Consider the following 18,418-nt stretch of genomic DNA (forward strand, 5'->3'; position numbering starts at 1 on the left):
GCGAGACCGGCCAGGAGCCGAGCCGACCGAGCAGACCGCGCCGAACCCCCGGAGTCTTTGCGGGAGTTTTAGCTCCCGAACAAGGCGCCTTTCATGTCACGACGACGAGCGCACGCCTGCGGGCTAGCCCGCGAGCCGGACATGGGCAGACAGTCGCTACGACCGTTCCCCTGACCGGAGTTGACGCGACCCGACCCGACCGGACCAAGTTGGTCTAGTCCTCTTGACGGAGGGCTCCACGAGATGTTTGGTATGTACCAATATCCCGAGCACCCCCTCACCCCCAGCGGGCACCCCGAAAGGGGAACTGTCATGCGCCTGGCAAGATTCGCGGCCACCGTGTCCGCCCTCGCGCTCGCGGCGACCGGCGTCACCATCGCCCTGGCCCCCACGAGCAGCGCGGCGGCAAGCAGCGTCTACTCCGTGGCCCCCTACGTGGACATGTCGAACAGTCAGGAAGGACTGCTCGACACCGCCATCACCGGACACAAGCTCAAGGCCTACACCGCCGCCTTCGTACTCGGCGTGGGCTGCAACCAGATCTGGGGCGACACGCTCCCGATCGGCAACGACTCCTACACCGACCCTTTGATCGCCAAGGCCAAGTCCGAAGGCGCGTCGGTCATCGTCTCCTCCGGAGGAGCCAGCGGCGAACCGCTCGCCTGGACCTGCTCGACCCAGAGCAGCATCGACGCCGGCTACCAGGCCATCATCAACGACTACGGCGTCACCCAGCTCGACTTCGACATCGAGGGCGCCGCCATCGCGGACACCGCGGCCGCGGCCCGCCAGATGCAGGCGATGAAGGACCTCAAGGCGTCCAACCCCAACCTCCAGTTCTCCATGACCCTGCCCGTGTTGACCAGCGGGCTGACCGGCGACGGCGTCAACATCCTCAAGGCCGCCAAGAACGCGGGCATCAAGATCGACGTGGTCAACATCATGGCCATGGACTACTACGCCGGCACCGGCACCGAGATGGGCCAGGGCGCGGTCTCCGCGGCCAAGGCCACGCTGGCGCAGATGCAGTCCGTCGACTCCGGTTACACCTACGCCAACCTCGGCATCACCCCGATGATCGGCAAGAACGACGACGGTTCCACCTTCACGCTGGCGGACGCCCAGACCGTGGAGAGCTTCGCCGCGCAGAACAGTATCGGGCGGCTGGCCTTCTGGGCCATCACCCGCGACCAGGCGTGCGGCGGAAGCGCCAACTCCCTTCCCACGTGCAGCGAGATCAGCCAGAGCAGCCTCGCGTTCACCGACGCGTTCGTGCCCTACGAGGGCAGTTCGGGCGGCGGCGGTGGAGGCACCACCAGCGACTTCTCCGTGTCCCTGTCCCCGGGTTCGGCCTCGGTCACCCAGGGCGGTTCGGCAACCGCGGCCGTGTCTACGGCAGTCACCTCCGGCAGCGCCGAGTCCGTCAGCCTCGCCGCCTCTGGCGCACCGTCCGGCGTCAGTGTCTCCTTCAGCCCCAACTCCGTCACCTCCGGCGGCAGTTCGACACTGACGGCGACGGTCGGATCGTCGGTGGCGGCGGGCACGTACCCGATCACCGTCACCGGTACGGCCGCGACGGGCAGCCACAGTGCGACGTACACCCTCACGGTCACGACCACGGGAGGCGGTGGCGGAGGCGGCGGGTCACTGACCAACGCGGGCTTCGAGACCGGCAGTTTGAGCCCGTGGACCTGCACGGGCGGCAGCGCGGTGGTCTCCACCCCGGTGCACAGCGGCAGCCACAGCCTCCAGGTCACGCCGAGCGCGAGCAGCACCGGCGAGTGCGACCAGAACGTCACCCTGTCCCCCAACACCAGCTACACGCTGACCTCCTGGGTCCAGGGGCCGTACGCCTACATCGGAGTCACCGGCGGCGCCTCCGCGAGCACCTGGTCGAACAGCTCCACCTGGAACCAGCTCAAGGTCACCTTCACCACCGGAAGCAGCGGAGCGGTCACGGTCTTCGTACACGGCTGGTACGGCCAATCCGCCGTCACAGCCGACGACTTCACCCTCGGCTGAGCAAACCCGCACGACCAGACATGTGTTGACGCTACGTCACCAAGGCGCCGTGGCTGGGCAGTTGTGCCCAGCCACGGCGTCGGTCCGTCCCTACGCCGGTCAGGCCTCGCTCCCGGCCAGCGCGGCCAGTTCGCGGTCGACGGCGTCCTGGTGGGCCTGGGCGTCCTCGCGGGCCTTCTTCGGGCTCCAGCGGCCGGCCATCACGAACACGAAGGGCAGGAACAGGACTTGCCCGCCCACGCAGATCCACCACCAGGTGCGCCACTCCCCGGGACCGTCCTTCGCGGCCTTCTGCACCTTCGGCCCGTACTCCTTGAGCACCTTGAGCTGCGGCTGCGCCTTCTGTACGACGGCCAGGTCGGCGGGGCCGACTTCCTTGACCGCCTGGGCCGCCAGAGCGGGAGGCGTCGTCGTCGGCGTGTACTTGCCCAGCTCGGCGAAGAGTTGGGGATGGGCGTCGACGATGGCGAGGGCCGGAGCGGCCTGCTTCGTCGCCGCCGCCACCTCGGCGCCGTGCTCGACGAGCGGGGTGACCGAGGTGACCAGCACCGGGATGAAGGCCGCCGACACGGCGACCACGATCCGTACCGTCCAGCCCCAGACCGCGAGCCCCGCGGCGGTCGCCGCCGGGTTCCGCTTCTCCACGGTCTCGGTGAAGCTCGCCATCCACGGCGCGTAGGCGACGCCGCTGAACACACCGATCGCGACGAACAGCCAGGCGAAGGTGTAGTAGTCGGTCGTCGCGTGGGTGGCCAGGGAGGCGAAGACCGCCGTGGCCACGATCGCGCCGATCCCACCGACGATCATGAACGGCTTGCGCACCAGCAGCCGGTCCGAGAGCAGTCCGGCCACGATCAGCGCGAGGGCGTTCGCGGCCCAGTACCAGTTGGCCAGACCGTTGGTGCGCTGCTCGCTGTAGCCGAAGGTGGTCGAGAAGTAGACGACGAAGTTGCCGACCGCGGCGTAGTACAGGAGCAGGAAGACCGCGATCGCGAAGGCGGAGCCGAGGATGTCCAGGCGCAGCATCTGCCGCCACTCCCCGCGCCGTACCGCCTCCGTGTCGAGACCCTTGGCGCGGGCCTCGACCAGGGCCCGGTCGCGCAGGCTCACCATGATCTGGTCGCGCAGCCCCGGCGCCAGCTCGCGCAGGGCGAACAGAGCGACGACGAACACGATCAGCCCGGCGGCCCCGGAGTAACGCACCTCGTCCTCCCAGGTGGAGGAGGAGAGCGTGCTGCTGGTCACCGAGGTGACGACCAGGCTGCCGATGACCGGGCCCATCGTCCAGTAGCCCATCGCGGTGGCCCGGCCGAGCTGGGGTGAGAAGTCCCGTATCAGCGCCGGGGTCGCGACCAGCACGATGCCCTCGATGAAGCTCACGACCGCGAACAGCACCAAGTACGTCGTCTTGTCACCGGCGTTGGGCAGCCCGAAGAAGACGAGGAGCGCGGCGACGAGCAGGCCGTAGACGACGAGGTTCGCGCGCCCCCAGCGGTCCGCGAGGCCGGCCACGAGGGAGGCGAAGGCGCCGACCGCGTTGCCGACGACGGAGACCCACACGAAGTAGCGGTAGGTCATGTCGAAGTGCGTGATGATCGACGTCGCCACCGCGTACTGGATGTAGAGCATGTAGTAGAGCACGACGGTCGTGACCACCACGATCGCCAGATACGACATGCGCCGCCCGGTGGCCGGATACGCCGCCAGGTCTCGGCGGTACAGCCGGGCGAACGAGCCGCGAGCACCGGCGCCGGGCGCGTCGGCACCGGGGCCTCGTGTGTCGAATGGTGCGGAGGCGGAGGGCATACGGCTCCCTTTGGAACGGCCGGGGACAGAGGGGGCGGCGGGAGGTGGGGCTCCTTCCGTTCGAGCGGAGGCTAGTACCGACTAGTCGGTATGACTAGATGCGCGACACGACTTCGTGCGCCGCGCGTTCACCGAGGTCGGGTGCCACGCGGGTGGATCAGACGAGCCGCCAGAGGTGGTCGGAGGTGCCGTTGTCGTTCCACTGGGTGACCTGGGCGCCGTTGGCCTGGGAGGCGCCGTCGACGGCCATGAGCTTGCCGCTGTGCACGTTGACGATCTTCATCCAGCCGTCGCCGTTGTCGACGAGGCGCCAGAGGTGGTCCTGGGTGCCGTTGTCGTTGTACTGCTGGACGTGGGCGCCGTCGTCGAGGCTCTGGTCGTGGACGGCGAGCAGTCTGCCGCTGTTGCGGTTGTAGATCTTGACGGTGCCGTCGCCGTTGTCCACCACGGTCCACAGGTGGTCGGCGGTGCCGTTGTCCTCGTACTGGGTGACCTCGGCACTGTCGGCCAGGGACATGCCGCTGACGGCGAGCAGCTTGCCGGAGTTCTTGTTCTGGATACGTTTCCAGGAGACGGAGTCGGCCGCCGGGGCGTTCATCAGGGCGAGGACACCGCCGATCACGGGCCGGTCGGCGAAGCCCCGTTGGGCGCCGCTGGCGACGACGTACCAGTCGGTGAAGGGCACCCGCGACGGCGTCGAGTTGGCGAAGCCGTAGACGCCGTTGATCAGCATGCTGCGGGCGTCGGCGTGGTCGGCGAGCCAGGCCGCGGTCCACAGCTCCCAGTCGGTCTTGGTGTAGTCGTTGCGCGGGTCCAGCAGCACGCCGTAGGTGCCCGCCTTGGACAGGTACCAGGCGGCCTCCTGCGCGGCCACTCCGGTGGGCACCAGGTCCACGCCCAGCAGGCGGTCGGCGTAGCCGTTGTACTTCAGGCTCCAGGTGCCGTCCTGGTCGTAGGCGAGTTTGAGGTGGGTGCCGGAGGAGTCCTGTGCCAGGGTGACCCACCGGCTCATGTAGCCGCGCGCCACCGTCAAGTAGTGCGCCGCGTCCGGGGAGTTGGCCGCCGCCTTGGCCACCACGCTCATCGCGCCGATGCCGATGACGCCCTTGAGCGCGAGGTTGGCGCTGTGCGCGATCCAGCCGGTGAAGTCGTCGGTCTGGTTCTGGTTCTCGGGGTCGAGGGCGTTGGCCACCAGGTACTCGGCCCACTGGCGAAGGATCGCGTAGTGCGCGGTGGCGAAGGAGGCCGCGTCGGCAGCCGGAAGGCGCTGGGCCACGGCCGCCGCCATGATCAGCATGTTGGCGGACTCCTCGATCGGCATGGCCTCCTCGTTGCCGTCCAGGTGCCCGGTCGCGTTCGGGTAGCTGGAGCCGAGGTCGTGCTCGGCGTACACCTTGGGCCAGCCCGCGTGCTCCGCGTAGAAGAAGTGCGGTTCGAGCAGCAGCCGCAGGTACGCGGGCGAGAGGTGCAGATAGGCGGGGGACGCCGGGTAAATCACGTCCACGGTCGAGAAGTTGCCGTTCGAGGAGATCTCCTTGAGCATCGCCCACGGTGAGCCGTTGCGGTCGACGAGTTCCGTCCCGGCCACGGCCTGACGCACCGCCAGAGCGCAGACGGCCGCGTAGCGTTCGCCGGTGTCACCGCCGCCGGCGGCGTTCGCGGCGTCGTCGTGGATCGCCCTGTCGAAGGCGACGGCGGCGGTCAGGGCGGCGGCGCGGTCGCCGTTGAACCAGTCGAGCATGGCGGTCCACGAGCTCCAGTAGTGCGTCCACCACGGGTTCAGGTTCGTGCCGAGGTAGCTCACCGCCGGGGTGCGCACATGGCCGACGACGATCTGGAACACCGCCGAGGGGGCGGACGCGGTGACGGTGCCCAGGTTCTGGTTGAGACCCAGCACGGGCCAGCGGTCGTTGATCGCGCGGGGCTGGGCGGTGTCGGAGGTGCCGGCCAGCGTCCCGTTCGCGGCCGACGCCGCCCGTACGACGGTGTCCTGGCCGATCTGCCAGGTCAGCCCGCTCGCGGTGGGGGCGGCCAGCACCAGCGAACCCCACGAGGCCTGGTCGTTGTTCTCGGCCAGTACCCCCGGGGAGGCAGGCTGGCAGGTCAGGGCGGTCATGCTGCCGGTCGCCTGCTCGGCCCAGGTGACCTGGGTGGAACTGTCGCCGTGCACCCACTCGGCGGAGGCGTCGACATGCACGTCCACGGTGTGGCTCGCCCCGTCACTGCTGGCGGCCTGAACGCTGATGTAGCTCAACGGCACGCACTGGCGCTGGAGGTTGCCGAGGTCCACGGGCGAGAAGAAGGTGACCGTCAGTGTGACGCCGCCCCCGGTGAGCGTGAAGATCGACCGGGTCGCCGTGAGCTGCAACGACGTCTGCGTCATCGTGCTGAGCGTCGGGCCGCCGGGCAGCGCCGGGGCGCCGAGGAAGACGTACGGTGTGCCGTCGACGCGGGCGATGCCGGCCAGCGCGGTGATCCGGCCGTTCCAGAAGGTGGGCCAGGTGCCGGCCAGGTTGTCCCCGGCCAGCCAGGTGGTCAGGTACGGGGAGCGTACGGCGAGGGGGGTGGCGGGTGGGCGCAGTGGGCTGAAGGTCGAGGCCGCGGTGGCGGCATGGGCAGGTGACCCACCGATGCCGAGGCCGCCCAGGGGGCCCGCGGCGGCCACTCCTCCCCAGCGCAGCAGGTCGCGTCTGGTCAGTGGGGGCAGGCCGGTGGTGAGGGGAGAGCGGGCGTCATCTTCGGAGTGGGGCATGGGGGGCTCCTTCGATGGGCGACGAGAGTTCGACATCGTTGTCAGCAGGCGATGCTGACGGGGCGTCACGAAAAACGCGTGCTTCGTGCCTGTGGAACCGAGCGTGACGGAAGGCCCGGTGCGCGGACCGGGGCGGGGCCGCCGTAGGGGCGGGTGCTGCGCCAACTGCCTTTCCAGCGACGGAAAGTGCGGTACGGAAAGTGCGATAGGGAGTGTGCGGTACGGAAGTGCGGTGTCGATGGATGACAGCACCGCTCGGGGCGCGTGTCCAGCCCTCGCGCAACACCCGCCCCTCACAAGGGAGTTCAGGATGCGAGGTGTTGTCACGTGTTGCGTGACGGGCAGTCAGCGCCTCGTCTCGTACCTCGTCAGGATCACGCCGCCGGGCAACGTCCGCGTCTCCACCAGGTTCAGGTTCACCCAGCTGTCCAGTGCGGCGAAGAACGGTGTGCCGCCGCCCACCAGGACCGGCGCGGTGGCCAGCACGTACTCGTCGATCAGCCCGGCCCTCATGGCCGCCCCGGCGAGCGTCGCGCCGCCGATGTCCATCGGGCCGCCGTCCTCGGCCTTGAGCCGGGTGATCTCGGCGACCGCGTCACCGGTGACCAGGCGGGTGTTCCAGTCGACCTTGTCGATCGTCGAGGAGAACACCGCCTTCGCCATGTCCCGCCAGCGGCGCGCGAACTCGACCTGCGCCGGGGTGGCGTCGGGCTGCTGGTCGCCCGTCGGCCAGTAGGAGCTCATCGTCTCCCACAGCCTGCGGCCGTACAGCGACAGGTCGGTCGCCCGCAACTGGTCGGACCAGAACTGGAACAGCTCGTCGCTCGGCACGCTCCAGCCGATGTCGTCGCCGGGCGCGGCGATGTAGCCGTCCAGGCTCAGGTTCATGCCGTAGATCAGTTTCCGCATGGCGTCAGCCTTCCGTGAATCGGTCTCACGCGTACAGACCGGCGCGGCGCGGGAAACTCATCGGTGCGCCGGGCCGGGATCACTTGGCTGCGGCAGGCACGCGACACGGGGCCGACACGACTCACTTCCCGCTACCCGTTCAGCGCGGTTCAGGCGGTCCTGGCCGAGTATGAGATGGCCTGTTCTTCCCCCTCTCCCCCCGGAGGTACCCGTGCCCGAAGTGAACGGCTCCTACAAGTCCGGCACCCCGTGCTGGATCGACCTGATGGTCCCCGACCAGCAGGCGGCGCTCGACTTCTACCGCGACCTGTTCGGCTGGCAGGGCGAGATCGGCCCGCCCGAGACCGGCGGGTACTCGGTCTGTCTGCTCAACGGCAAGCCGGTCGCCGGGATCATGAAGGCGATGAACCCCGACGGGACGGTGCCGGACCCGCTGCCGCCCACGGTGTGGACGACGTACCTGGCCACCGACGCCATCGACGCCACGCTCAAGGCCGTCAGGGACGCGGGCGGCAGCGTCATGGCGGGCCCGATGGACGTCATGGAGCTGGGCCGGATGGCGGTCGTCACCGACCCGACCGGCGCCGTGGTCGGCCTCTGGCAGGCCGGTTCCTTCGACGGCGCGGGCATCGTCAACGAGCACGGCGCGCTGATCTGGAACGAGTTGAGCACCGGTGACACCGGCGCCGCCGCGGCGTTCTACTCGGCGGTGCTGCCGATGAGTGCGGCCCCGTCCGCGATGCCGGGCGCGGAGGGATACACCGAGTTCACGGTGGACGGCCGCGCCGTCGCCGGAATGATGGACCTGTCCGCGATGCCGCCCGGAGTCCCGCCGCACTGGCTGCCGTACTTCCACGTCGACGACGTCGACAGTGTCCAGGCGGCCCTGGTGCGGGCCGGTGGCAGCGTCATGGCTCCGGCCTTCGACATGGCGGCCGGCCGGATGGCCGTACTCGCCGACCCGCAGGGCGGCGGATTCGCCGTGATCACGGCGTCGGCGCCGGAGCAGCCGGCCTGACGGGTTCGCGAGGTGCACGGTGACGACCGACGGCCCCAGGACCGTGGTCGTGGCGGCGCGTCCGTCGTCACCGGCACCGCGATCGTCCCGCGGCGCGACATGACCGTGACCGCGCGATGCGCACGTCGTGGCGAGAGCGAGGTGCCGGGCGATCACAGTGCGGTGACGTCGGTGCGCCGGTTGTCCGGCTTGAACGGCAGCGTGGTGACCGTCGCCCGGATCTCCCGCTGCGGGGTGCCCGGTCGGCCCCACAGGACGGTGACCTCCGTGCCGGGTGTCGTGTGGGCGGGGTCGAGTACGCAGAGGGAGATCATCGCCCGCAGGGTCGGGCTCACGGTGCGGCCCGTGGCCACGCCCACCGGGGTGCCGGACACCAGTACCTGGTCGAAGTGGGGGCCGCGGCCGCGGGGCATCTCCATCTGGTCGGGCAGTTCGGCCTCGCTGAGGAGTGAGGTGAGGACGGCGGCGACGTCCTGCTCGTTCCAGCGCAGACCGACCAACTGCCGTGCGGGAACGCCGCTTTCGGCGTCCCGGACGAGTGCGTCCCGGCCGATGAAGTCGCGGTCGGGGACGCCCTTGCGGAACCCCCAGCCCAGTTCGCCCGGCTTGCGGAAGTAGTCGGTCACCCCGCCCGCCGGGACGAAACTGCCGGTCGGCACGCCCTTGCGGAACTGCCTCGGCGCGCCCGGCGTGAGGATCGAAGCCGGCAGATAGTCAAGGCCGTTGGTCGCGATCCCGGCCTCGATGTGCTGAACAGGCTGGGCGCGGAAGCCGAGTTGACGGATGCCGACGTCCTGGCCGCTCGCCACGACCGCCGCCCAGATCCCGTTGGCGTGCTCGGTCGGCCCGTGCAGCTCGTACCCGAGTTCGCCCGAGATCCCGGTGCGCAGGACCCGTACCGGGATCCCGTCGACCTGTGACATCCGGCTGCGGCTGAAGCCGAGGTCGCGGAGATCGTCCCCCGTCAGCTTCTCCAACGTGGCCAGGGACGCCGGTCCTTGGACGCCGAAGATGAACCGGTCGGGGCTGATGTCGGTGGCCGCCGCGTCCCAACCGCCCTGGCTCAGCTGCCACAACAGCCAGTCGCAGCTGCCCGCGGTGTAGACGAACTCCTCGGGACCGAGCCGGCACAGCACGCCCTCGGAGGCGATCCAGCCGTTGTCGTCGAGCTGCACATGGTGCTTGATCTGCCCGGTCTCGAAGCGGGACAGGTCCCGCATCCCCAGCCGGCTCAGGAACGCGAGCGCCTGTGGGCCGTGCACCTTGACCTTGTGCAGCGAGGTCCAGTCACCGACGTAGCACGAGCCGACATGGGCGGCGCTCTCCTCGACCCAGTCCGCGTACTCCTCGGGGAGCAGGATCTGCGCGAAGCGGCCGTAGGTGCCCCGGGTGTTGCCCTCGTCCTGGGCCGCGGCGGCCGGGCTGAACATCGCCGGGCGCTCGGTGACGAACGGTGCGTCGTGCAGCCGGAGGACCGCTTCGTAGGTGCTGCGCTGCTGTGAGAGAAGGTCCATTTCACTCTCCGTCGAGTGGCCGTCGTCCAGGGTGTCGTCCGGAGCGGCACCCTGTACTAGATCGATTAAGTCGGACGGTAACAGGCGTTTCGGGGCGGGGCGAGAGTCGTGACACACCGGTGATCGGTCCCACGGCGCAAGCAATGCGGAACTTCCGCGCAACGCCGGGTGGTTCAGGACCGGCGGGGCCCGCGCCGTCGTACCGGCAGACGCAGCAGGTCCGTGCCCAGCACCATCGATCCGCCGAAGTCCGCCCGGCGGGCGCTGTCGTGGAGCAGGCGGCGCCAGGTCGCGTCGGAGACCACGGTCTGCTGGCCCGGGCCGAGGTGGGTGGCGACCAGCGTTCCCGCGTCCGACTCGGCAGCGATCCGGCCCAGTTGGGCCACGTCCGTGTGGGTCGAGGTGATGTGGTCGATCAGCGCCTGGGGCAGGCCGAGACTCGCGAGCCCCGCCGGGTACAGGGCCTCGTGGACCAGGACGTCCGCGTGTGCCGCGAGCCTGATGATGTTCGGGGTCGGTGCCGTGTCGCCGGAGAAGACGACGCTGCCGTGGTCGGTGTCGAAGCGGTACGCGTAGGCGGGGAACACCGCGCCGTGCGGGACCAGGACGGCGGTGACCTTCACGTCGTCGTTCTCCATGACGGTGAACGGCGCCATGGCCGGCGCGGAGTTCGTCGCCGAGGCGCCGACACTCGACGGCGGCAGCACGTCGTGGACGTTGAGCAGGGTCGCCGGGTCGATGCCCGCGTGCTCGGTCATGAAGAAGGTCGGCGACGCCGCGTACGCCTGGCCCGCCAGCCTCGTCATCCCGACGGTGCCCGGCACGAGCCCGGCAGCCCCGGCGACGGTCGACGCGACACCGGCGGAGCCCGGGCCGTAGACCTCGATCGGGTTCTGGAAGCCCTGCGCGCCCGAGGCGCCCGCCGACAGCAGCGGGAAGGAGTAGTAGTCGACGATGTGGTCCGCGTGCAGGTGGGTCAGGAAGATCCCGGCCAGCGACGGCATCGACAGACCGGCGCGCAGGTACTGGGTCACCGCTCCTCGTCCGCAGTCGACGACATACGTTCTGCCGTTCACCGTCAGCGCCGACGAGATGCCGTAGCGGGTGGCCAGGGGTGGTGGCCCGCCGTTGGTGCCGAGGAGGGTCACGGTCAGGCCCGATCCGGAGGGCGCGGATCCGGTGTCCGTCGCGGCCGCGGCCTGCTCCGCGCCGAGCAGGGGTACGGCTACGGCGGCAGCGGCCATCGCGCCCAGCATCGTCCGGCGGGACGTCGGTTCACCCAGGGGTTCGCACATGACGCAACAGCTCCTTCGCGGTGCCACAGTGGCCGCATCGGGCACAACTGTCCATCAGTCGCCGCAAGTTATGGGTTCCTATGACGAACTATGAGATTTCGCGCCGCGCAAGCGTCGGCGGATGTCAACGGCCGATCGTGGGGATCGGGTTCTCCGCGAACCACTGGGCGAGGAAGTCCAGGAAGACCGTGATCTTGCGCTGGGTACCCGGCCCTGGCCCGTGGATCGCGTAGAGCGGCCGGTCGGGTGCCGCCAGGTGGGGCAGCTGGACCTGGAGGGCCCCGGAGACGAGATCGTCGTAGGCGGACCGCTGTGGCAGCAGGGCGATGCCGCGGCCGTGGACGGCCGCCTTCTGCAGGGCGATGTACGAGTTGGACGAGAAGGCCACGTTGCGGATCTTGTGCAGCGTGGAGGTGGGGCCGTGCCCGATGCGCCAGACCGGGTCGTTGACGTGCACCAGGCAGTCGTGGGCGGCCAGGTCGTTCGGATGTGTCAGGGGTCCGTGTTCGTCGACGTACGACTTCGACGCGCACAGGACGAAGGGCAGCGAGGCGATCTTCTTCAGCCGGACGTTGGAGTCCCTGAGGTCCCGGGTGTGGAACGCCAGGTCGAAACCGCCGTCGAGGAAGTCGTACGTCCGGTCGGACACGCCTCCCAGCTCGAACCGGATCTGGATCTTCGGGTGCGCGGCGGAGAACGCGGCGATGGCGTCCCCGAGGTCCAGGCTCCCGATCCACTTCGGGCAGATGATGCTGAGCGCGCCCTCGGCCCGGTCGTGCAGATCCGCGATGCTGGAGTCCTCGGCGTCGATCTCCTTGACGATGCGGGAGGCGAACTCGGCGTACCGCAGGCCCGGTTCGGTCAGGCTCACCGAGCGGGCCGTGCGGTTGACCAGCCGGACCCCGACCTGCCGCTCCAGCTCGGCGACATGCCGGGACACCAGTGATCCCGACGATCCCAGCGCCTTGGCCGCCCCGCTGAAACTGCCGAGGTCGGCGACGATCACGAAACAACGCATGAGAAGCAGACGGTCCATGGCGGTCCTCCGGTCGTCCACGGCACCGGTGTCCCTCCGGACCGCGTCGAACATGGGGCGGCAGAGGGGAAGACCGTCAGGGTCACATCGGTCGTCACGCCTGCCTTCACTATATCGATCTAGTGAAGGTAACAGAACGCGTTCGCGACCGCGAGACCCGAGCCGCGGGCTTCGGCCGAGGCCGGCCGACGGGAGGTCCGCCGCGGGCGGGCACCTACGATGGCCGGTGTGAGGATGACAGCGACGGACCGGCGACAACTCATCACGCGGGCTGCGGGTGAGCTGTTCATCGCGCGCGGCTACGCCGGTGTCTCCATGGAGGACGTCCTGACGGCGGTGGGCGGCTCCAAGGCGACCCTCTACCGCTACTTCACCGACAAGAGCGCCCTGTTCCGCGCGTCCGTGGAGGCGCTGTGCGACGAGTGGTCCCAGCCGCTGCACACGTTCACGCCGGGCAGCGCGAACCTCACCGAAACCCTGGTCGCGCTCGGTGAGCACTTCGCCGGTGTCGTCCTCACACCCGAGGCCATCGCCCTGCACCGCCTGGTCACCTCCGAAGCCGTACGCATCCCCGGGCTCGGCGAGGTCTTCGCGGAGCACGGGCCGAACGCGGGCCACGCGGTGCTCGGGCGCTGCCTCCAACAGGCCCACGACGACGGCCTGATCAAGGTCGAGGACCCGGTGCGAGCGGCGGAACAGCTCTACCAGGCCATGCTCGGCCACGCCCAGATGCGACTGCTGACGAACGCCCCGGTCAAGCTGACCGACGCCGAGGTCCACGCGTCGATCAAGGAGGCGGTACGGGTCTTCCTGCACGGCGTCTCCGTCGACCCGGCCTGACCTTCCCCGCGGACACCGCCGTGGCCGGCACATGTCTTGCCCTCGAAGCGTACTGGACCGTACCGTACAGCTGCCCGAGTGCCAGGCGTGAAGGGACGGCCGATGCCGACGACGACGATCCGTGCCGAACATGTGGGAAGCCTGCTGCGCCCCGAGGAACTGCTGGCGGCGCGCGCCGCACACCGGCGCGGCGCTCTCTCCGACAAGGAACTCACCGAGCTGGAGGACCAGGCCGCGGTAGCCGCGGTGAAGCTCCAACAGGACGCGGGGATACAGGTCTTCACCGACGGCGAGGTGCGCCGGGACGACTTCATGGCCTCGGTGGTGGAGACGGTCGGCGGGCTGGCACCGGCCGAGGAGTCCTCGTCCCGGCCGCGCTGGATCCGCGACAGCGACGGCGCGGAACTCGAGGGTGACGTCGCGTCGGTGGCCATCACGGAGCCTCTGTACCGGCGGACGCCGCTGTCCCTCGCGGAGGCCCGCTGGCTGTCCGGGAACACACCGGGGCCGTACAAGATCACCATGGCCAGTCCGACGATGGTGGCGGGCTTCTGGCGGCCGGGGATCTCCGACGGCGTCTATCCGACCCGGCAGGACGCGGTGGCGGCGCTGGCCGGCATCTACCGACAGGACATCGCCGACCTGATCGACACCGGGGTCTCCTGGCTCCAGCTCGACTCGCTGGCCTACTGGGCCAACATCGATCCCGAGGCCGCCCGGATGCGCCGGGTCACTGACCTGGAGGGGCACCTCTCCCACATCATCGACACGGACAACGGCCTGATCCGTTCCGCCCGTTCGAGGCGCCCCGGCATGACCGTGGCCATGCACTTCTGCCGGGGCAACATGCGCAGCGCCTGGTCCGCCCAGGGCGGCTACGAGCCCATCGCGGAGCGGGTGTTCGGCGAGGTCGAGGTCGACCGCTTCCTGCTGGAGTACGACACGGAGCGCTCCGGCGGCTTCGAGCCGCTGCGCTTCGTGCCGCCCGCCAAGACCGTCGTCCTCGGGCTGGTGTCATCCAAGGTGGCGGAGCTGGAGTCGGTGGACACGCTGCGGCGGCGCATCGACGAGGCCTCGCGGTATCTGCCGCTGGAGCAGCTCGCCCTGAGTCCGCAGTGCGGGTTCGCCTCGACGAGCCAGGGCAATCTGCTGACCGTCGACGACCAGCGCCGCAAGCTGGAACTCGTCGCGGAGACGGCGCGTCTGGTCTGGGGCTGACGGCGGAACACCGCCCACGGCCTGAGGTGGCGGGCGGCGACCTCGGGCACCGCGGCGGCCGGGGGCTCAGACGCCGGGGCGGGCGGCGAGCCGTCGGTGCGGCTTCGCGTCGTAGGGCGAACCGTTGGACGCGATGGTCAGCAGCCTCTCCGCCTTCAACTCGGTCTCCTGCCACTCCCGTTCGGGGTCCGAGCCCCAGGTGATGCCCGCTCCGGCACCGAAGTTGAGGCGTTGCAGGGACCGGTCGATCCAGAACGTGCGGATGCCCACGGCCAGTTCGCCGGTGCCGCGATCGGCGTCGACCCAGCCGATGCCGCCGCAGTACGGCCCGCGCGGCGCGGTCTCCAGGGCCGCGATGATGCCGAGGGCGCTCTCCTTCGGGGCGCCCGTGACGGATCCCGGCGGGAAGGTCGCGGCCAGCAACTCGGGCCATCCCGCTCCGTCCCGCAGCTCGCCCCTCACCTTGGAGACCAGGTGGACGAGTCCGGGATGGCGCTCCACCGCGCACAGTTCCGGCACGGTGACGCTGCCGGTGGCGCACACGCGCCCCAGGTCGTTGCGGACCAGGTCGACGATCATCACGTTCTCGGCGTGGTCCTTCTCCAGGAGATCCGCCTCGGTACGCCCGGTGCCCTTGATGGGACCCGATTCGATCAGCCGCCCTTCGCGGCGCAGAAAGAGTTCAGGGGAGGCCGTGGCCACCTCGACTCCCGTACCCGGCAGCCTGATCAGGCCCGCGTACGGCGCCCGGTGACGCGCGGCCAGCCGGTCGGCCAGCGCCTCGATGTCGGCGTCGGCCGCGATGGGCGCCGACAGCACGCGGCAGAGGTTGGCCTGGTACACCTCGCCGCGCGCGATGTGCTCGCGGATCCGCCGTACACCGTCCTTGTAGGCGTCGCGATCCAGCGAGGTGGTCCACAGCCCGGGCGCGGGCCCGTCCCAGCGGGCAGCTCGGGCGGGGCGCTGCGCGGCGGGCCGTACATCCCGGAAGCGGGCGCAGGTCAGACGCCCTTCGAAGTCGGCTACGACGGCCCAGAAACCCGCGGATTCGAGCGCGGCGGGGTCGTGCGTGACGTCGGCGAGCCCGGTCGCCACCCGGCCGCCGAGCCGGGCCAGCGGGGGGAGTTGCATCATGTCCGGCACCTTTCCCGAGCGCGGAGACGGACCGTGGGGGCCCTCGTCGCCGGGCCCGGCCCCGGGCACGAGGTGCCCAACTCGCTTATGCGGGCACGGTCTTGGGCACCGCGTTCCACTCGGCCGCGCGCAGCGTGTTGACCATCAGCATGGCGATGGTCATCGGGCCGACCCCGCCCGGTACGGGCGTGATGCGGCTGGCGATCCCGTCGAGTTCGGCGGCGCGGACGTCACCGGTCAGGCCGTCGGGGGTGCGGTGGATGCCGACGTCGATGACGGTGGCGCCGGGCTTGACGTGTTCGGGGCCGATGAGCCCCCGTACGCCGGTGGCGACCACGACGATGTCGGCGGGGCGGGTGACGGCGGCGAGGTCGGCGGTGAACTCGTGGGCGACCGTGACGGTGGCGCCGCGCCGCAGCAGCAACTGGGCCAGGGGGCGGCCGACGAGTTCGCCCCAGCCGACGACGGCGACGCACGCGCCCTTGATCTCGATGCCCTCCGCGTCGAGGAGTTCGACGACCCCGCTCGGGGTGCAGGGGCGCAACCCCCGTTCCCCGCGCGCCAGTCGGCCGGCGCTGGCCGTGGTCAGACCGTCGACGTCCTTGGCGGCGGGGATCCGGTCGATCAGGGTCGCGGCGTCCAGGCCTGCGGGCAGGGGCAGTTGGAGGAGGATGCCGGAGACGTCCGGGTCGGCCGTCAACTCGTCGATGACCGCGGCGACTTCGTCCTGGCGGGCATGGCGGGAGAGGTGGCGGTGGAAGTCGCGCATACCGGCCTCGCGGATGGCGCGCCGTTTGGCCGCGACGTAGACGGCGCTGGCCGGGTCGTCGCCGACCAGGATGGTCGCCAGGCCGGGCACCCGTCCGCGGGCCGCCCCCTCGGCGACCCGTTCGGCGACCCGGGCCCGGATGTCACGGGCGATCCGGGCCCCGTCGATGGTGGTTGTCATGATGGCGAACCGCTTTCTGCTGGTGAACGCTTCACCCGGTGAGGAGGACTGTCTGCTGAGGGCGCGGCACAACTACCGGTTGCTGGACGGATGTTGGGCCGATACGTGGTTCAAGCGAAGACAATGGTGTGCTTGCCGTCGCGGATGACGCGGTCCTCGGCGTGCCACAGCACCGCGCGGGAGAGGACGGCGCGTTCCACGTCGGCGCCGCGCCGGGTGAGGTCGCCGGCGGTGTGGGCGTGGCTGACGCGCACCACGTCCTGCTCGATGATCGGGCCCTCGTCGAGGTCCTCGGTGACGTAGTGGGCGGTCGCGCCCACCAGTTTCACACCGCGCTCCTTGGCCTTGGCGTAGGGACCGGCGCCGATGAACGCGGGCAGGAAGGAGTGGTGGATGTTGATGATCGGCACACCGACCCGCTCGATGAAGTCGCCGGAGAGGATCTGCATGTAGCGGGCGAGGACGACGAAGTCGACGTTGTCCTTGAGCAGCCGCAGGTGCTCCGCCTCGGCGGCCGACTTGTCCGCCCCCATCGACGGCACATGGAAGAAGGGGATGCCGAACGACCGCACCTCCTCGGCCGTGTCCGGGTGATTGGAGATCACCATGCTGATGCTGACGGGGAGTTGGCCCTGTCGGTGGCGCCAGAGCAGGTCGAGCAGACAGTGGTCGGACTTGGAGGCGAAGATCGCCACCCGCTTCGGCACGGACAGGTCGCGCAGGGTGTAGGAGAGGCCGTACGGCTTCACCAGCTCCTTGTCGAAGTCGGCGCGGAGAGCGGGCAGTTGGGCCCGCAGGCCGTCCAGTCCGAAGACGGTGCGCTGGAAGAAGGCACCGCCCTGCGGGTTGTCGGAGTACTGGTCGAGGGAGACGATGTTGGCGCCGTGCCGGCCGAGTACCGAGGTCACGGCCGCGACGATGCCGGTGGCGTCGGCACCCTGGACGATCAGCGATGCCTGGTGCCCCGCTCCCCCGGTCTTCTGGGCGGTGCCGTTGGGGGCGGCCTGCGTGACGGTCATACGAGGTTGTCCTTCCTGAACTGTGCGACCCACTCGGACGTGGCCCGCAGGCCGCCGAAGGTGTAGAAGTGGATCTTTATGTCTCCGTGGCGGGCCGGGTCGTAGCCGTCCGCGAGCGCGCGCAGGAACTTGTCGGGGCCCGCGGTGCCCATCAGGTTGGTGATGGACAGGCCGTACTTCTTGGCGATCGAGGCGCTGGTGCCGACGCCGAACCGTGCGGCGTACGACATCAGCCGCCGCACACCGGCCGGGCCCGGGACACCGATCCGGACGGGCAGCGTGATGCCCTCCGCACGGACCTTCTCCAGCCAGTCCAGGACGGGGTCCACGTCGAACCCGAACTGGGTGATGACACTGCCGTCGAGTTCCTGCCCGGCGATGGACGCGCTCTTCTCCCGCAGCGCGGACCACAGCACGTCCCCGGCGATGTCCGGGTGGCCCTCGGGATAACCGCTGATGCTGACGTGCCGGACGCCGTACTCCCGCAGCAGTCCCGTCTCGATCAGGGCGAGCGCGTCCTCGTAGGGGCCCTCGGGGTGGGTCGGGTCGCCGCCGACGGTGAAGACATTCGCGCCGGTGCCGTCGGCCCGCAGGGCGGCGAGGAACTCCTCGAACTCACCCTGCGAGCCGAGGCGCCGGGCGGAGATGTGCGGCACCGGCACGAAGCCGAGCCGCTTCACCGCCCGGGACGCCTCCAGGCGCATAGCGAGGTTCTCGTTGCCGAGGAAGGTGACGTTGATGCGGGTGCCCTGCGGGATGGAGTCCCGGGCCTCTTCCAGCTTGGGGACGTCCTTGCCCGTCATCTCCAGGGAGAAGCCCTCCAGCAGCGATGTACTCACCGCCGCCGAGGCCGTGCTGAGGGGGTTCATCGTGCTCCTTGTCGATAGAGAGAGTCGATAGAGAGAG

General features: G+C 70.0%; 14 protein-coding genes. 4 read left to right on the forward strand and 10 right to left on the reverse strand.

The window, feature by feature from the left end; all coding sequences use genetic code 11:
* Positions 1-312: 312 nt before the first annotated feature.
* Positions 313-2,022, forward strand: a complete 1,710-nt coding sequence (locus OO69_RS05440) for a carbohydrate binding domain-containing protein (protein ID WP_033279263.1) — start codon at positions 313-315, stop codon at positions 2,020-2,022.
* A gap of 99 nt (positions 2,023-2,121) precedes the next feature.
* Here OO69_RS05440 and OO69_RS05445 read toward each other — a convergent pair whose 3' ends face one another.
* The 3 genes from OO69_RS05445 to OO69_RS05455 form a co-directional block, all read right to left on the reverse strand.
* A complete protein-coding gene (locus tag OO69_RS05445; protein ID WP_033279264.1) occupies positions 2,122-3,828 on the reverse strand; it encodes an MFS transporter in 1,707 nt (568 codons plus the stop codon).
* A gap of 157 nt (positions 3,829-3,985) precedes the next feature.
* Positions 3,986-6,580: a glutaminase domain-containing protein gene (locus OO69_RS05450; RefSeq protein WP_051800784.1), complete on the reverse strand. Its 2,595-nt coding sequence runs from the start codon at positions 6,578-6,580 to the stop codon at positions 3,986-3,988.
* 345 nt (positions 6,581-6,925) lie between these two features.
* Positions 6,926-7,489 (reverse strand): dihydrofolate reductase family protein, encoded by a 564-nt coding sequence (locus OO69_RS05455; RefSeq protein ID WP_033279265.1) that lies wholly within the window; start codon positions 7,487-7,489, stop codon positions 6,926-6,928.
* A gap of 220 nt (positions 7,490-7,709) precedes the next feature.
* Here OO69_RS05455 and OO69_RS05460 point away from each other — a divergent pair, with 220 nt between their 5' ends.
* Positions 7,710-8,507, forward strand: a complete 798-nt coding sequence (locus OO69_RS05460; protein ID WP_033279555.1) for a VOC family protein — start codon at positions 7,710-7,712, stop codon at positions 8,505-8,507.
* Between the two features lie 152 nt (positions 8,508-8,659).
* Here the strand turns inward: OO69_RS05460 and OO69_RS05465 are convergent, their stop codons facing one another.
* From OO69_RS05465 to OO69_RS05475, 3 genes are all read right to left on the reverse strand, one after another.
* Positions 8,660-10,021, reverse strand: coding sequence for a glycine cleavage T C-terminal barrel domain-containing protein (locus tag OO69_RS05465; RefSeq protein ID WP_033279266.1), 1,362 nt, complete (start codon positions 10,019-10,021; stop codon positions 8,660-8,662).
* A gap of 173 nt (positions 10,022-10,194) precedes the next feature.
* The gene (locus OO69_RS05470) at positions 10,195-11,316 is read right to left on the reverse strand and encodes an MBL fold metallo-hydrolase (protein WP_033279267.1); all 1,122 of its coding nucleotides are present in this window, start codon (positions 11,314-11,316) and stop codon (positions 10,195-10,197) included.
* A 124-nt stretch (positions 11,317-11,440) separates the two neighbouring features.
* Positions 11,441-12,352 (reverse strand): LysR family transcriptional regulator, encoded by a 912-nt coding sequence (locus OO69_RS05475; protein ID WP_033279556.1) that lies wholly within the window; start codon positions 12,350-12,352, stop codon positions 11,441-11,443.
* A gap of 234 nt (positions 12,353-12,586) precedes the next feature.
* On the opposite strand from OO69_RS05475, the gene OO69_RS05480 reads away from it, so the two are divergent.
* Both OO69_RS05480 and OO69_RS05485 read left to right on the forward strand, forming a co-directional pair.
* Positions 12,587-13,192: a TetR/AcrR family transcriptional regulator gene (locus OO69_RS05480; RefSeq protein WP_199810887.1), complete on the forward strand. Its 606-nt coding sequence runs from the start codon at positions 12,587-12,589 to the stop codon at positions 13,190-13,192.
* 102 nt (positions 13,193-13,294) lie between these two features.
* Positions 13,295-14,410, forward strand: a complete 1,116-nt coding sequence (locus OO69_RS05485) for a cobalamin-independent methionine synthase II family protein (protein WP_033279268.1) — start codon at positions 13,295-13,297, stop codon at positions 14,408-14,410.
* A gap of 66 nt (positions 14,411-14,476) precedes the next feature.
* Here OO69_RS05485 and OO69_RS05490 read toward each other — a convergent pair whose 3' ends face one another.
* The 4 genes from OO69_RS05490 to OO69_RS05505 form a co-directional block, all read right to left on the reverse strand.
* A complete protein-coding gene (locus OO69_RS05490) occupies positions 14,477-15,544 on the reverse strand; it encodes a chorismate-binding protein (RefSeq protein ID WP_051800785.1) in 1,068 nt (355 codons plus the stop codon).
* 85 nt (positions 15,545-15,629) lie between these two features.
* Positions 15,630-16,493, reverse strand: a complete 864-nt coding sequence (locus OO69_RS05495) for a bifunctional 5,10-methylenetetrahydrofolate dehydrogenase/5,10-methenyltetrahydrofolate cyclohydrolase (protein WP_033279269.1) — start codon at positions 16,491-16,493, stop codon at positions 15,630-15,632.
* A 110-nt stretch (positions 16,494-16,603) separates the two neighbouring features.
* Positions 16,604-17,512: a formyltetrahydrofolate deformylase gene (purU, locus tag OO69_RS05500; RefSeq protein WP_033279270.1), complete on the reverse strand. Its 909-nt coding sequence runs from the start codon at positions 17,510-17,512 to the stop codon at positions 16,604-16,606.
* Positions 17,509-18,381 (reverse strand): methylenetetrahydrofolate reductase, encoded by an 873-nt coding sequence (locus OO69_RS05505; protein ID WP_051800786.1) that lies wholly within the window; start codon positions 18,379-18,381, stop codon positions 17,509-17,511. The genes purU and OO69_RS05505 overlap by 4 nt, the downstream gene beginning before the upstream one ends.
* Positions 18,382-18,418: the final 37 nt, after the last annotated feature.

Source organism: Streptomyces sp. NRRL F-525, assembly GCF_000716605.1.
GTDB lineage: Bacteria > Actinomycetota > Actinomycetes > Streptomycetales > Streptomycetaceae > Streptomyces.